Below are 14,227 nucleotides of genomic sequence, written 5' to 3' on the forward strand. Positions count from 1 at the left end.
CCGTAGTGCTGTCAGCGCAGGCCCGCTGACAGCACTACGGCTCCGCAACGAGGGCGACGCCCGCGGTTCGCAGCTGGGTGAGTGCGCGGTTCGTGGTCTCCTCGGCCACTCCGGCGCACATGTCCAGCAGCACCGTCGTGGCGAAGCCGGCTGCGGCGGCGTCCAGCGCGGTGACGCGCACGCAGTGGTCGGTGGCGATCCCCACCACGTCCACCGTGTCGACGTCGCGGGCGCGCAGCCACTCGGCCAGCCCCGTGCCGCCGGGCTCGGTGCCCTCGAACGCGGAGTAGGCCGCGGAGTGGTGGCCCTTGTCGAACACCGCCTCGATCCGGGCCACGTCGAGATCGGGGTGGAAGGACACGCCGGGTGAGCCGTGCCGGCAGTGCGGCGGCCACGTGTCGACGAAGTCGGGGGCGTCGGAGAAGTGGGCGCCGGGATCGATGTGGTGGTCGCGGCTGGCCACGACGTGGTCCCAGCGATGCTCGCGGTCCCCGGCCTGCAGGGCCGCCGAGATCGCGGCCGCCACCGCGGCCCCGCCCGCGACACCGAGGGAGCCGCCCTCGCAGAAGTCGTTCTGCACGTCGACGACGATCAGCGCCCGCGTCACCGTGCGGTCCCCTCGAACACGGTGGGGAGTGCCGGCTCGCCGCGGGAGAGCTTGAGCCCCTCCCACGGCACGGACACGAGCGCGGTGCGCAGGTGCCCGCGGGACTCCTCCAGCGTCGCCAGCCCGGCCACCAGCTCGCCGCCGCGCATCAGCGGGATCGGGACCACCCGGTCGTGCGGTCCGGTCTCGGGCGTGACGGTGACGGGATGCACGACCTCCTCGATGGCCGTGCCCGTCGGCTTGTAGCGCCGCAGCGCCGACTTCCGTCCGCCGCGGGACTCCTTCGCCGCGCTGCGCTTGGCGACGGGCCGCCCGTCGACCTCGACCAGCTTGTAGACCATGCCCGCGGTCGGCGCCCCGGAACCCGTGACCACCGACGTGCCCACGCCGTAGGAGTCGACGGGCTCGGCGCGCAGCGACGCGATCGCGTACTCGTCCAGGTCGCCGGAGAGCACGATCTTGGTGGCCGTGGCCCCGAGGGCGTCGAGCTGGTCGCGGGCCTGCCGGGCCAGCTCGCCGAGGTCGCCGGAGTCGATGCGGATCGCCCCGAGCCCCGTGCCGGCGGCCTCGATGGCCAGCTCGATGCCCCGGCGGATGTCGTAGGTGTCGACGAGAAGCGTGGTGTCGGGCCCGAGTGCGGCCACCTGGCTCTTGAACGCGCCCAGTTCGTCGTCGTGCAGGAGCACCCACGCGTGGGCGGCGGTGCCGGTGGTGGGGATCCCGTGGCGGCGCTCGGCCTCCAGGTTCGACGTGGCGACGAACCCGGCGAGGTACGCAGCGCGGGCGGCGGCCACCGCGGCGGCCTCGTGCGTGCGCCGCGAGCCCATCTCGATGATGGGACGGCCCGCCGCGGCCGTCACCATCCGCGACGCGGCCGAGGCGATCGCGCTGTCGTGGTTGAGGATCGACAGGGCCAGCGTCTCCAGCAGCACCGCGTCGGCGAAGGTGCCGCTGACGGTGAGCACGGGCGAGCCGGGGAAGTACAGCTCGCCCTCCGGGTAGCCGTCGACGTCCCCGGAGAAGCGGTACTCGGCGAGCCACGCCAGCGTCTCGCGGTCGACGACGTCGGCGAGCATCTGCAATTCCTGGTCGCCGAACCGGAACCGCTCGATCGACTCGAGCAGCCGGCCCGTGCCGGCCACCACGCCGTACCGGCGCCCGTCGGGGAGCCTGCGGGCGAACACCTCGAACACGCAGTGCCGCTGCGCGGTGCCGTCGGCGAGTGCGGCAGCCGCCATCGTCAGCTCGTAGCGGTCGGTCAGCAGCGCGGTGCTGACCCCCGCCGTCGACGGGCTACCACTCATCGCACAACCCCATGGCGTTCACCATGTCCCGACCCTATGTTGCCGTGCACCTTCTGGACCCGGGGTGTCACCATGGACGTTATGGCCGCGCCGCTACCCGCACCCACGCGCCAGGTGGACCCGGAGCTCGCCGAGGACTCGGTGGTCGACACGCCCTGGCAGGCGATCGTGTGGAACGACCCAGTCAACCTCATGTCCTACGTCACCTACGTCCTGCAGAAGCTCTTCGGCTACCCCGAGCCGAAGGCCACCGCGCTGATGCTCGACGTGCACCACAAGGGCAAGGCTGCGGTCTCGGCAGGCGACAAGGACAAGATCGAGGCCGACGTGGCCAAACTGCACGCGGCCGGTCTCTGGGCCACCATGCAGCGCGCATGAACGGCTGGAAGCGCTCCGGGCGGGGAGCCAAGGCCCGGCTGGTCGCGTCGCTCGAGGCACAGGAGGCCGCCGTGCTGCGCGGCCTGGTGGGCGAGGTCCGGCAGATCCTCGCCGGCCGTGCCGACGACAACCCGGCCGACGAGCTCGCGATCCTCACCGGCATGCGCACCGGGCCCTCCACCCGGCCCACCGACCGGGTCCTCGCGCGGCTGCTGCCCGACTTCACCACCGAGGACACCGACCTCGCCGCCGGCCTGCGCTCCCTGCACGAGCCCGAGCTGATCGAGGCCAAGGACTCCAACGCCGCCGTGGTGCTCGAGACGTTGCCCGAGTCGGGCGGCCGGGTGGAGCTCACCCCCGACCAGGCCGACGCCTGGCTCGCCTCGCTCAACGACGTGCGGCTCGCCCTCGGCACCGCACTCGACGTGAGCGAGGACATGCCCGAGCAGCTCCCGTCGGACGACCCGCGCGCCACCCACATGGGCGTCTACCACTGGCTCACGTTCGTGCAGGACGCGCTGGTGCAGACGAGGATGCAGATCCGCTAGAGCGGTGGCCACGAACGTTGCCGGGTTGATCGCGGCCCGCGAGGAACCCGGTGGACGTTTGTGGCCATCGCACTAGCAGTACGGGGTGTGAGCCGTCCCGTGCGGAGTGCACCGAGGCGGTGTCGAGCCGTACGCTGGTGTGGTGCTGGTGATTCGAGCCGATCTCGTTGCGGAGATCGTCGCCCACGCCCGCCGGGACCACCCCGACGAGGCGTGCGGTGTCATCGCCGGACCCGAGGGCTCGGACCGGCCGGAGCGGTTCGTCCCGATGCTCAACGCGGCCCGGTCGCCCACCTTCTACGAGTTCGACTCCGGCGACCTGCTCCGGCTCTACCGCGAGATGGACGCCCGTGGCGAGGTGCCCGTGGTGATCTACCACTCGCACACGGCCACCGAGGCCCACCCGTCGCGCACCGACATCTCCCTCGCCTCCGAGCCCGAGGCGCACTACGTGCTCGTGTCCACGCGTGACGAGGCCGAGCCGAACCACACGGGGCACGAGCTCCGGTCGTTCCGGATCGTGGACGGTGTGGTCACCGAGGAACAGGTCGACGTCGTGGAGACTTACATGTTCGCGCACACGGGCGCGGACGACGTCCCCGACAGGGACGCGTCGGTCTGACGCCCCGCCCTTTCCGCGACCGCCCGAACGATCCGACCTGGAGCATCACCATGGCCGTCACCGTGTCCATCCCCACCATCCTCCGCACGCACACCGGCGGCGAGAAGTCCGTCGAGGCGAAGGGCAACACCGTCGGCGAGGTGATCAACGACCTCGAGGCGCGCCACGGCGGCATCGCCGGCCGGCTGGTCAACAACGGCTCGCTGCACCGCTTCGTCAACATCTACGTCGACGACGAGGACGTGCGTTTCGCCGGCGGCCTCGAGGCCCCGGTCGGCGAGAACTCCACCGTCACGATCCTGCCCGCCGTCGCCGGCGGCTGAGAGCGCGGGCGGAGCGGAAGGAAGGCCGGGCATGGCCCGCTACGACTCACTGCTCGCCGCGGTGGGGGACACCCCGCTCGTCGGCCTGCCGAACCTCTCGCCCACCCCGGAGGTACGGCTCTGGGCGAAGCTCGAGGACCGCAACCCCACCGGTTCCATCAAGGACCGCCCCGCCCTCGCCATGATCGAGAAGGCCGAGGCGGACGGGCTGCTGACGCCCGGCTGCACGGTGCTCGAACCCACGTCCGGCAACACCGGCATCTCACTCGCGATGGCCTGCAAGCTCAAGGGCTACAACCTGATCTGCGTGATGCCGGAGAACACCTCGATCGAGCGCAGGCAGCTCCTCGAGATGTACGGCGCGCAGATCATCTCCTCGCCCGCGGCGGGGGGCTCCAACCAGGCCGTCGCGATGGCCAAGGAGCTCGCTGCGGAGCACCCCGAGTGGGTGATGCTCTACCAGTACGGCAACCCGGCCAACGCCGACGCGCACTACCGCACCACCGGCCCGGAGATCCTGCGCGACCTGCCCACGATCACCCACTTCGTCGCCGGCCTCGGCACCACGGGCACGCTGGTGGGCACCGGGCGCTACCTGCGCGAGCACAAGCCGGACGTGCAGATCGTGGCGGCCGAGCCGCGCTACGGCGAGCTGGTGTACGGCCTGCGGAACCTCGACGAGGGCTTCGTCCCCGAGCTGTACGACCCCGAGGTGCTCACCGCCCGCTACTCGGTGGGCTCGCGCGACGCGCTGCGCCGCACCCGCCTGCTCGTGGAGAAGGAGGGCATCTTCGCGGGCATCTCCACCGGCGGCATCCTGCACGCCGCTCTCGCCGTCGCGGAGAAGGCCGCGGGCGCGGGCGACACGGCCGACATCGTCATCGTCGTGTGCGACGCGGGATGGAAGTACCTGTCCACGGGCGCCTACTCCGGTGAGCTCGACGAGGCCGCTGAGGGCATCGAGGGCCAGCTCTGGGCCTAGCCGCCGACGAGTGGTTGAACAAGCGACGATCTCTTGTGGGTGGGCGAGCCGGCGCCGATATGATCTCGACACTCTGATGCACTCACCGTCGGTGAGGGACGGCCGACAGGAGCTGGCGTGCTCTCGACGTTCTCACTCGACGCCGTGCCGGCGCCGCTTCGGCCGCAGGCGCTACGCGATGCGTTCGCGCAGAACCCGATGCCCGTCCAGGTCCGGTTCCGCCGGACCACCGACGTCCGGGCCGCGTTCGCGACCGCCGCACTGGGCCGGGTGCGTGTCGAGCGATTCAGCGTCCAGGGCGTCACCGGGACGGCTCTTCGTGAGCTCACCACCGACGACACCGCTGTCGAACCGGCGATCACCCTGCACTGGCTCCACCGGGGGGCGCTCACGGTCCACCACGACGATCAGGTGTTCTCCCTCACCCCTCGATCCATGTCGTTCACCAGCGCGGACCTGCCGCTGCGGATGACTCAGGACCACGAGTGCGTGATGACGACGATCACCGTGCCGTACCAGGAGCTGCGGCTTCCGGTCTCCGCCATCCGCGCGGCCCTGAACCGGCCCTTCGACGACTCCGAACCCGTCGCGGCCACCGTCGCGGCCCTCGTCGACCGCCTGACGACCGACCTGGCCGCCGCGCCCGACCAGCCGTGGGAGGTGATGGAACAGGCGGTCATCGGGCTGATGCGTGCGCTCGTGCTCCTCACCACCGGGAACGAGCGGGCCGCGAGCGGGCCACTCGCGGCGAGCCTCGGTGAGCGCATCGTGGCCTACATCGATCGGCACGCCCTCGACGGATCGCTCGACGCCGCACACATCGCGGCAGCTCACAGCATCTCCGTGCGATACCTCTACCTGATCCTCCGCCGGCGCGAGGTCAGCCTGGGCGAACACATCCGCTCCCGACGGCTCGATCACGCCGCCAAGCTGCTGAGCGACCCCGCCGCGGCGCACCTGTCCATCGCGGAGGTCGCCTACCGTTCCGGCTTCGCCGACCAGGCGCACTTCTCGCGAACCTTCGGCAGGCGCTTCGACGTCCCTCCGCGGGAGTGGCGGCTCCGCACGACAGCGCGAACGCGGGCAGGCGTCGAGAACGACGCCTAGCGCGAACGAGGTGCTGCGCAGGGTGGAGACAACCCTGTGCGCGCTGGTGCAAGACCGGCTGCCGCCACCGCTCCTACCGTCCCCGTGTCCCGACAAGAGGAGCTTCCCCATGCCGACACTCACCGAGCGCGAACTGGCCGAGATCGAGAGCGCCAACGCCTCGGGCCGCCCGACGGTCGCCTTCGTCCACGGCCTCTGGCTGCTGTCGAGCAGCTGGGACAAGTGGCGCGCCCACTTCGAGGAGCGCGGCTACGCCACCATCGCACCCGGCTGGCCGGACGACCCGGAGACCGTCGCCGAGGCGCGGCAGGACCCCTCGGTCTTCGCCCACAAGATGATCGGCGTCGTCACCGACCACTACCTCGACGCGCTGAGCCGGCTGGAGCGCAAGCCCGGCCTCGTGGGCCACTCCTTCGGCGGACTCATCGCGCAGAAGCTCGCGGGGGAGGGCGCGGCCACGGCAACCGTCGCCATCGACCCCGCACCCTTCCGCGGCGTCCTGCCCGTCCCGTGGTCGGCGTTGAGGTCCGGGGCCCCGATCCTGGGTAACCCGGCCAACGCCGGGCGGGCGGTGTCGCTCACCTTCGAGCAGTTCTCCTACGCCTGGGTGAACAACCTCGGCGAGGACGAGGCGCGCCGGCTGTACGACGAGTACCACGTGGCCGCGGCAGGCGCGCCGCTCTTCCAGGCCGTCACGGCGAACCTCAACCCCTGGACAGAAGCGCAGGTCGACGTGCACAACCCCGACCGTGGGCCGCTCCTGATCATCGCCGGACAGGCGGACAACACCATTCCGCTCGCCATCACCCACGCGATGGTGAAGCTGCAGCAGAAGAACGACGGCATCACCGAGATCGCCGAGATCCCCGGCCGCGGTCACTCGCTCACGATCGACCACGGCTGGGCCGAGGTGGCCGACGTCTCGCTCGCCTTCCTCGACCGCTTCACACCGTCGTCGCTCAGCTGACCAGCGCGGTTCACCCTGACAAGCAACGGTGCGGAGAGCAGGATCGGGGAGCCGCTTCGCCCGGTGTGCGACGTGCGACGCCGGGATCAGCAGCCGACACAGCAGCGACGGCACCACATTCCTCGGAGGGAACCATGACCACCATCACCACGACGGACGGCACGGAGATCTACTACAAGGACTGGGGGTCCGGGCAACCCATAGTGTTCAGCCATGGCTGGCCGCTCTCGGCCGACGACTGGGACACCCAGATGTTGTTCTTCCTCGAGCACGGCTACCGCGTGATCGCGCACGACCGGCGTGGGCACGGCCGCTCGACCCAGACCAGCGGCGGGCACGACATGGACCACTACGCCGCCGACCTGGCCGCCCTGACCGAACACCTCGATCTGCGCGACGCCATCCACGTCGGCCACTCCACCGGCGGTGGCGAGGTGGCCCACTACATCGGGCAGCACGGTGAGGAGCGCGTCAGCCGGGCGGTGCTCATCAGCGCGGTGCCTCCGATCATGGTGCAGACCGAGAGCAACCCCGGCGGCCTGCCCAAGAGCGTGTTCGACGACCTGCAGGCCCAGCTGGCCGCCAACCGGTCCGAGTTCTACCGGGCCCTCCCGACGGGGCCGTTCTACGGCTACAACCGTCCCGGCGCGACGGCGTCGGAAGCGATCATCGAGAACTGGTGGCGGCAGGGGATGATGGGCGGGGCGAAGGCCCACTACGACGGCATCGTCGCGTTCTCCCAGACCGACTTCACCGAGGACCTGAAGCGGATCACGGTGCCCGTCCTGGTCATGCACGGCGAGGACGACCAGATCGTCCCCTACGCCGACTCCGGGCCGCTGTCCGCGGAACTCGTGCAGAACGGGACCCTCAAGAGCTACCCCGGGTTCCCGCACGGCATGCCGACCACCGAAGCCGCGACGATCAACGCCGATCTTCTGGAGTGGCTGCAGTCCTGACCCGGGCCGTCAGGCCTACCTGACGCGGCGCGGTCACCGGATGGTGCGGTGGCCGCGTCGCTCGGCGCGGCGGCCGGCCGTCCGACGGCGGGTTCCGCCGGCCGGCCCCCCTGAAGGAACCCTGAAAGGCCCTGGAAGACCGGCGATCCGCGGGTAGCCTCGGTCACATGGTCGTCCCTGCGCCCGCGTCCCGCCGGTCGATCGCCCGAGTGCTCCCGCCCTCGCCGGTGCTCGCGCTGTTCACGATGCTCTTCTTCACCGGGCTGCTCTACGTGTCCGAGGCCGTCGACCAGCTCTCGGGACTGCGTCTGGACAACGACGGCATCGTGCCGCGTTCGGTGGACGGGCTCGACGGGATCCTGTGGGCCCCGCTGCTCCACGCGGGGTGGCCGCACCTGCTGGCCAACACCATCCCGTTCCTCGTCTTCGGGTTCCTCGCCATGGCGGGCGGGATCCGGCAGTTCGTGTTCGTGACCGCCACGATCTGGCTGCTGGGCGGGCTCGGCGTGTGGCTGATCGGGCCGCCGAACACGTCCACGATCGGGGCGTCCGGGGTGATCTTCGGGTGGCTGGTGTTCCTGCTCGCCCGCGGGTTCTTCGCCCGCAGCGGCCGCCAGATCGTGCTGGGTGTGGTGCTGTTCGTGATCTGGGGAGGCATCCTGTTCGGGATCCTGCCCGGGCAGCCGGGCATCTCCTGGCAGGCCCACCTCTTCGGGGCGCTGGCCGGCCTGCTCGCCGCCCGGCTCGTGGCGCAGGCCGACCGCCGCCGCTCCCGGCCGGCCCCTGCCCTCGGCGCCTAGAATTCCCGCCGTGACCCCAGGGATCGACGCGCCGATCGGCATCTTCGACTCGGGCGTCGGCGGTCTGACGGTGACGCGGGCGGTGATCGACCTGCTGCCCGCCGAGCAGGTCGTCTACGTCGGTGACACCGCGCACGGCCCCTACGGCCCGCTGCGGATCGCCGACATCCGCCGCTACGCGCTCGAGGTCGGCGACGCGCTCCAGGAGCGCGGGGTCAAGGCGCTGGTCGTGGCGTGCAACTCCGCCTCGGCGGCCTGCCTTCCCGACATCCGCGAGCGCTACCCGGTGCCGGTCGTCGAGGTCGTGCGTCCTGCCGTCCGCCGGGCCGTCGCGGCCACGCGCAACGGCCGGATCGGGGTCATCGGCACCCGCGCCACCATCGCGTCCGGGGCCTACACCGACTCGTTCGCCGCCGCCCGCGACGTCGAGGTCACGGCCGTGGCGTGCCCGCGCTTCGTCGACTTCGTCGAGCGCGGCATGACCAGCGGGCGGCAGATCCTCGGCCTCGCCCAGAGCTACCTCGAGCCGCTGCAGCGAGCCGAGGTCGACACGGTCGTGCTCGGCTGCACCCACTACCCGCTGCTCGCGGGCGTGCTGCAGATCGTGCTGGGCCCCGACGTCACGCTGGTGTCCAGTGCCGACGAGACGGCCAAGGACCTCGTGCGCGTGCTCATGGACAGCGACCTCGCCCGCGACCCGGCCGGGCCGCCACCCGGCCCCCACCAGTTCCTCGCCACCGGCGACCCGGAGCCGTTCCGCAGGCTCGGGCGCCGCTTCCTCGGCCCGGAGATCGCCACGGTGTCCGCGCTGGCCACCCACCCCGCCGTCGTGCCTGCTTCTACCGCGGGCTGAGGGAGGCTGACCAGGTTCCGCGGCCGGCCGGCGGGTAGCGTCACCCACCGTGATCGACGCCCTGGAGATACTGGTGCTCGTCGCGACCGGTGCCCTGGCGGTCTTCGGAGTGGTGCTCACGATCCTGAACCGCCCCCCGGACCGCACGATGCGCCTCGCGGTCGGTGCCGTCGAGGTACTGCTCGTCGTGCAGGCGGCCATCGCGGCCGTCCGGGTGTTCTCCGGCACCGCGCTGCCGGAGACGCAGACGTTCCTGATCTATCTGGTCGTGTCGGTGTGCGTGCTGCCGATCGCCACCCAGTTCGCCACGGCCGAGCCCACCCGCTGGGGCGGCACCGTCATCGCCGTCGGCGCGATCGCCACCGCCGTGGCCGTGTGGCGGCTGCAGGGACTGTGGCTCGCCGGTGCCTGAGCCCGCCCGCGCCACCTCGTCCGGCCCGGGCCGGGTGCTGATCGCCGTCTACGGCGTGTTCGCCCTGTCGGCCACCGCACGTGCGCTCGTGCAGATCGCCACGAAGTTCCACGAGGCTCCGCTCGCCTTCCTGCTCTCCCTGGTGGCGGGCGTCGTCTACATCCTGGCGACGATCGGTCTCAACGGCCGCGGACCCGGCGCCCGCAGGCTGGCGTGGGCCGCCGTCGGGTTCGAGCTGGCCGGGGTGCTGATCGTCGGCACGCTCACCGTGCTCGACGCCGCCGACTTCCCCGACGACACGGTGTGGTCGGTGTACGGGCGGGGCTACGGCTTCGTGCCGCTGGTGCTCCCGTTCATCGGGCTGTGGTGGCTGCGGCACACGCGCGCGCGTTAGCGTGCAGCCCATGAGGGTGATCGTGCTTGGCTGCTCCGGGAGCGGCCCGGGCCCGGACTCGCCGGCGTCGGGCTACCTCGTCGAAGCCGGCGACACGCGGCTGGTGATGGACCTCGGCAACGGCACGCTCAGTGCGCTGCAACGCCACCTCGACCCGTGGGCACTCGACGGCGTGCTGTTCAGCCACCTGCACCCCGACCACTGCGCCGACTTCGCGTCGCTCGTCGTGCACCGCCGCTTCCATCCGCGTCCGCCGTTCGACCCCACCACCCGGCCCCTGCCCGTGCACGCCCCCGCCGAGGCGCCCGACCGGTTCGCCGCGGCCTACGCGCCGTCGGCGGCCGAGCGCGCTGCCACCGACCTCGGTGACGTCTTCACCTTCCACCCGCTGTCCGACGGCGGGAACGTCACGGTGGCCGGGGTCGCGGTGCGGTCCGGGCTGGTGGACCACCCGTGCGAGGCGTACGCGCTGCGGCTGGAGCACGGCGGGCGCAGCCTCGTCTACAGCGGCGACACCGGCCCGTGCGACGGCCTCGTCGAGCTCGCCCGCGGCGCCGACGTGCTGCTCTGCGAGGCCACGTGGCCCCACGTCACCGAGTGGTGGGAGCAACCGCCGCCCGGGGTGCACCTGTCGGGGCGGCAGGCGGGTGAGCACGCGGAGGCGGCCGGCGTCGGGCGGCTGCTGCTGACGCACGTCCCGGCCTGGTTCGATGGCGACCAGCTGCTCGCCGAGGCCAAGGCCGCGTTCAGCGGGCCCGTCGAGCTGGTGGCGCCCGATGCCGCCTACGCGATCTGACCCCCGTCCGATCTGACGCCGGGGTTACCCGACCGGCGACCTAAGCTGGCCCGGTGACGCGAACGGATGGCACCCCCCAGGACGGGACCAGGGCAGATGGACGGTCGGACGACCAGCTACGGCCGGTGACGATCACCCGCGGGTTCCAGAAGCATCCCGCGGGATCGGTGCTCGTCGAGTTCGGCGACACCAAGGTGCTGTGCGCGGCGAGCGTCACCGAAGGGGTGCCCCGCTGGCGCAAGGGCTCCGGTCTCGGCTGGGTCACCGCGGAGTACGCGATGCTGCCCTCGGCCACCAACACCCGCAGCGACCGTGAGTCGGTCAAGGGACGCATCGGCGGGCGGACCCACGAGATCAGCAGGCTGATCGGCCGCTCGCTGCGGGCGTGCATCGACCTGGCCGCTCTCGGCGAGAACACCATCGCGCTCGACTGCGACGTCCTGCAGGCCGACGGCGGCACGCGCACCGCGGCGATCACCGGCGCCTACGTCGCGCTGGCCGACGCCATCACCTGGCTCGGCGCACGCGGCAGCCTCGCCGACCCCAAGCCGCTGTCCTGCCGCGTCGCCGCAGTGAGCGTGGGTGTGGTCGACGGGCGCGTCCGTCTGGACCTGCCCTACGAGGAGGACTCCCGCGCCGAGGTCGACACGAACGTCGTCGCCACCGACACCGGCACCCTCATCGAGGTGCAGGGCACCGGCGAGGGCGCCACGTTCACGCGGCGCACGCTCGACTCCATGCTCGACGTGGCGCTCGCCGGCATCCGGCAGCTCTCCGACCTGCAGGCCGCCGTCCTCGCCGAGCCCTACCCCGGCACGCTGCCGGAGCAGTCGTGAAGGTACTGGTCGCCACCCGCAACGCCGGCAAGCTGGCCGAGCTGCGGCGGATGCTCGCGGACGGGCCGGTCGAGGTGGTCGGGCTCGCCGACGTCCCGGAGTTCCCCGACGCCCCCGAGACCGGGGCGACGTTCGCGGAGAACGCACTCGCGAAGGCCCGCGACGCCGCGACGGCCACCGGGCTCCCGTCCGTCGCCGACGACTCGGGGCTCGCCGTCGACGCGCTGAACGGCATGCCCGGTGTGCTCTCCGCCCGCTGGGCGGGCCGGCACGGGGACGACGAGGCCAACCTGAAGCTGCTGCTCGGCCAGCTCGCCGACGTCCCCGACGAGCGGATGGGCGCGGCGTTCGTCTGCGCGGCGGCGCTCGTGGTGCCCGGCGGCCTCGAGACCGTGGTGCACGGCGAGTGGACCGGCCGGATCGTCCGCGAGCCGCGGGGCTCCGGAGGGTTCGGCTACGACCCGATCTTCGTGCCCGACGGGGAGCAGCGCACCTCGGCCGAGCTGAGCCCCCAGGAGAAGGACGCGGCCTCACACCGCGGCCGTGCCCTGCGCGCCCTGATCCCGCACCTGCGCGACCTCACCTGAGACCCGCACCCGGTCGGCGGGGCCGACTCGCGGACCGAGAACGGGCGACTCGCGGGGTGGAAGCGGGCGACTCGCGGGGCGGGAACGGGCGACTCGCGGGGGTCGGGCGGCTCGGCGGGTCAGGAGGGCGGGGCTTCCTCGTTCAGGATGCGGCGGGCCACGCCGAAGGCCGAGTTGGCCGCGGGCACCCCGCAGTAGATCGCGCTCTGCAGCAGCACCTCGACGATCTCCGCCTTGGTGAGGCCGTTGCGCAGCGCGGCCCGCAGGTGCAGCTCCAGCTCGGCGTAGTGCCCGTGCGCGACGAGGGCGGTGATCGTGATCGCGCTGCGCATCCGCCGGTCGAGCCCCGGCCTGGTCCAGATGTGGCCCCACGCGTAGCGGGTGATCATCTCCTGGAACTCGGCCGTGATGTCGTCGGCACGGGACAGTGCCGCATCCACGTGGTCGGGCCCGAGCACCTCGCGGCGCACGGCGAGCCCGTCCGGGTCGAGGTCGAGAGCGGGCGGTTGCGGCTGCTCGGTCGTCACGATCGTTCACGGTAGCCGCCGCGGCAGGAGCGGCTCGGTGACACCGTGGTGTCGCCCCGGTGGCCGGCTCGTGGCGCGTCACCCCGTGGTGACAGGCCGGCCGCGCCCGTCGGTACCGTCGGACACATGACATGGAGGAGGGTCGCCGCGGGCGCTGCCGTGCTGGTGGTCGCCGGTGTCGCCGTCTTCTTCCTGCGCGACGGGATCCCCGACGTGCGCCGGACCGTGCAGGACGCGGGCCTGTGGGCGCCGGTGCTGTTCGTGCTGCTCCAGGGGGCGGTCACCATCACGCCGGTGCCGCGCACGGTGTTCACCGTGGCCGCCGGGGTGCTGTTCGGTTCCGTACTGGGGGTGCTGCTCACCGTGGCCGGCACGGCGCTGGCCGCGGTGCTCGCCTACTGGCTGGTGCGGATGGTCGGCGGGCGGCTGGTGGAGCGGCATGCCCACCGGCGCGGGATCATGTGGATCCGCGAACGGCTCGACCACAGCGGGCTGCTCGCGGTGGTGTCCCTGCGCCTGATCCCGGCCGTGCCGTTCGCGGCGATGAACTACGCCTCCGCCCTCTCCGGCGTGCGGTTCCTGCCGTACCTGCTGGGCACGGTGCTCGGGGTGTTCCCCGGCACGATCGCGATCGTGGTGCTGGGGGACGCGGCGGTGGGCGGTAGCCCGCACCCCGCGATGTTCGCCGTGTCGGTGGTGTCCGGGCTGCTGGGGCTGGCCGGGGCCCTGGTGGTGGCGCGCCGCCACCCGGCCCCGGTGGAACCGGCTCCGGATCCGGCTCCGGCGCAGCGCGAACCCGGCCTGGAACAGGCGGGATAGCCGCTGCCCCCACCGTGCGGGTCGGTGGGGGAGCGTGCCGGCGGTGGGATTCGAACCCACACTGTCTCCGCCCTAAACGGAGGGCCTCCTGCCAGTTGGGCTACGCCGGCGGGCGCCACCACACCAGGTCTCGGTCTGGGAGTGGCAGTTGGGGCACAGGATACGGAGGTTCTCGAACCGATTGTCGGTGTGGTCCCCATTGATGTGATCCAGGTGGAGTGGGAGCGGTCTGCCTCGCCAGGAGGAAAGCCCGCATTCTGCACATTCCGCCGTGAGTAGGCCTGCTGCGACCAGCCGTCGGCGCAGCCGAGAGTTGGTGCGGTAGGTCGAGCGCTCGACGAGGATCTCGTCCAGGGGGATCGATCTTCGGGGCAGCGTGCGCCCGTGGGCCCATCGGGTGCCGGTG

At 72.1% G+C, this 14,227-nt stretch carries 19 protein-coding genes and 1 tRNA gene; 16 read left to right on the forward strand and 4 right to left on the reverse strand.

Features of this window, described 5'->3' with window-relative positions:
- Positions 1-34: 34 nt before the first annotated feature.
- Together ACQPZA_RS06220 and ACQPZA_RS06225 are read right to left on the reverse strand one after the other, a co-directional pair.
- Positions 35-607, reverse strand: coding sequence for an isochorismatase family protein (locus ACQPZA_RS06220; RefSeq protein ID WP_433279177.1), 573 nt, complete (start codon positions 605-607; stop codon positions 35-37).
- A complete protein-coding gene (locus ACQPZA_RS06225) occupies positions 604-1,911 on the reverse strand; it encodes a nicotinate phosphoribosyltransferase (protein ID WP_433279178.1) in 1,308 nt (435 codons plus the stop codon). The genes ACQPZA_RS06220 and ACQPZA_RS06225 overlap by 4 nt, the downstream gene beginning before the upstream one ends.
- 81 nt (positions 1,912-1,992) lie before the next feature.
- Between ACQPZA_RS06225 and clpS the strand changes: the two genes are divergently transcribed.
- The 15 genes from clpS (at position 1,993) to rdgB (ending at position 12,475) form a co-directional block, all read left to right on the forward strand.
- Positions 1,993-2,289, forward strand: coding sequence for an ATP-dependent Clp protease adapter ClpS (gene clpS, locus ACQPZA_RS06230; RefSeq protein WP_169394758.1), 297 nt, complete (start codon positions 1,993-1,995; stop codon positions 2,287-2,289).
- Positions 2,286-2,837 (forward strand): DUF2017 domain-containing protein, encoded by a 552-nt coding sequence (locus ACQPZA_RS06235; RefSeq protein ID WP_169394735.1) that lies wholly within the window; start codon positions 2,286-2,288, stop codon positions 2,835-2,837. Before clpS ends, ACQPZA_RS06235 begins: the two co-directional genes overlap by 4 nt.
- Before the next feature lie 142 nt (positions 2,838-2,979).
- Positions 2,980-3,459, forward strand: a complete 480-nt coding sequence (locus ACQPZA_RS06240; protein ID WP_433279180.1) for a Mov34/MPN/PAD-1 family protein — start codon at positions 2,980-2,982, stop codon at positions 3,457-3,459.
- A gap of 50 nt (positions 3,460-3,509) precedes the next feature.
- The gene (locus ACQPZA_RS06245) at positions 3,510-3,782 is read left to right on the forward strand and encodes a MoaD/ThiS family protein (protein ID WP_169394737.1); all 273 of its coding nucleotides are present in this window, start codon (positions 3,510-3,512) and stop codon (positions 3,780-3,782) included.
- A 31-nt stretch (positions 3,783-3,813) separates the two neighbouring features.
- Positions 3,814-4,764 carry a PLP-dependent cysteine synthase family protein gene (locus ACQPZA_RS06250; RefSeq protein WP_433279182.1) on the forward strand — a complete coding sequence of 317 codons (951 nt, stop codon included), beginning with the start codon at positions 3,814-3,816 and terminating at the stop codon, positions 4,762-4,764.
- Between the two features lie 117 nt (positions 4,765-4,881).
- Positions 4,882-5,871, forward strand: coding sequence for a helix-turn-helix domain-containing protein (locus ACQPZA_RS06255; protein WP_433279184.1), 990 nt, complete (start codon positions 4,882-4,884; stop codon positions 5,869-5,871).
- Positions 5,872-5,980: 109 nt separating this feature from the next.
- Positions 5,981-6,838, forward strand: coding sequence for an alpha/beta hydrolase (locus ACQPZA_RS06260; protein WP_433279186.1), 858 nt, complete (start codon positions 5,981-5,983; stop codon positions 6,836-6,838).
- 134 nt (positions 6,839-6,972) lie between these two features.
- Positions 6,973-7,797: an alpha/beta fold hydrolase gene (locus tag ACQPZA_RS06265; RefSeq protein ID WP_169394741.1), complete on the forward strand. Its 825-nt coding sequence runs from the start codon at positions 6,973-6,975 to the stop codon at positions 7,795-7,797.
- Positions 7,798-7,964: 167 nt separating this feature from the next.
- Positions 7,965-8,597 (forward strand): rhomboid family intramembrane serine protease, encoded by a 633-nt coding sequence (locus ACQPZA_RS06270; protein WP_433279188.1) that lies wholly within the window; start codon positions 7,965-7,967, stop codon positions 8,595-8,597.
- Positions 8,598-8,607: 10 nt separating this feature from the next.
- Entirely contained in the window at positions 8,608-9,450 is an 843-nt protein-coding gene (murI, locus tag ACQPZA_RS06275) for a glutamate racemase (protein ID WP_433279190.1), read from the forward strand.
- Positions 9,451-9,499: 49 nt separating this feature from the next.
- On the forward strand, positions 9,500-9,862 hold the full coding sequence (locus tag ACQPZA_RS06280) for a hypothetical protein (protein WP_169394743.1): 363 nt from the start codon (positions 9,500-9,502) through the stop codon (positions 9,860-9,862).
- Positions 9,855-10,256, forward strand: coding sequence for a hypothetical protein (locus ACQPZA_RS06285; RefSeq protein ID WP_433279193.1), 402 nt, complete (start codon positions 9,855-9,857; stop codon positions 10,254-10,256). The genes ACQPZA_RS06280 and ACQPZA_RS06285 overlap by 8 nt, the downstream gene beginning before the upstream one ends.
- A 10-nt stretch (positions 10,257-10,266) precedes the next feature.
- Entirely contained in the window at positions 10,267-11,052 is a 786-nt protein-coding gene (locus ACQPZA_RS06290; protein WP_433279195.1) for an MBL fold metallo-hydrolase, read from the forward strand.
- A gap of 53 nt (positions 11,053-11,105) precedes the next feature.
- Positions 11,106-11,888, forward strand: coding sequence for a ribonuclease PH (rph, locus tag ACQPZA_RS06295; protein WP_169394746.1), 783 nt, complete (start codon positions 11,106-11,108; stop codon positions 11,886-11,888).
- Entirely contained in the window at positions 11,885-12,475 is a 591-nt protein-coding gene (gene rdgB / locus ACQPZA_RS06300) for an RdgB/HAM1 family non-canonical purine NTP pyrophosphatase (RefSeq protein ID WP_433279198.1), read from the forward strand. The genes rph and rdgB overlap by 4 nt, the downstream gene beginning before the upstream one ends.
- 119 nt (positions 12,476-12,594) lie before the next feature.
- Here the strand turns inward: rdgB and pcaC are convergent, their stop codons facing one another.
- Positions 12,595-13,002, reverse strand: a complete 408-nt coding sequence (pcaC, locus tag ACQPZA_RS06305) for a 4-carboxymuconolactone decarboxylase (RefSeq protein WP_433279200.1) — start codon at positions 13,000-13,002, stop codon at positions 12,595-12,597.
- A gap of 126 nt (positions 13,003-13,128) precedes the next feature.
- Between pcaC and ACQPZA_RS06310 the strand changes: the two genes are divergently transcribed.
- Positions 13,129-13,821, forward strand: a complete 693-nt coding sequence (locus ACQPZA_RS06310; RefSeq protein WP_433279202.1) for a TVP38/TMEM64 family protein — start codon at positions 13,129-13,131, stop codon at positions 13,819-13,821.
- Positions 13,822-13,856: 35 nt separating this feature from the next.
- Here ACQPZA_RS06310 and ACQPZA_RS06315 read toward each other — a convergent pair.
- A tRNA-Leu gene (locus ACQPZA_RS06315) sits at positions 13,857-13,931 on the reverse strand.
- Between the last annotated feature and the right edge of the window lie 296 nt (positions 13,932-14,227).

Origin of the sequence: Pseudonocardia xinjiangensis (assembly GCF_050948425.1) — a bacterium.
GTDB lineage: Bacteria > Actinomycetota > Actinomycetes > Mycobacteriales > Pseudonocardiaceae > Pseudonocardia > Pseudonocardia xinjiangensis.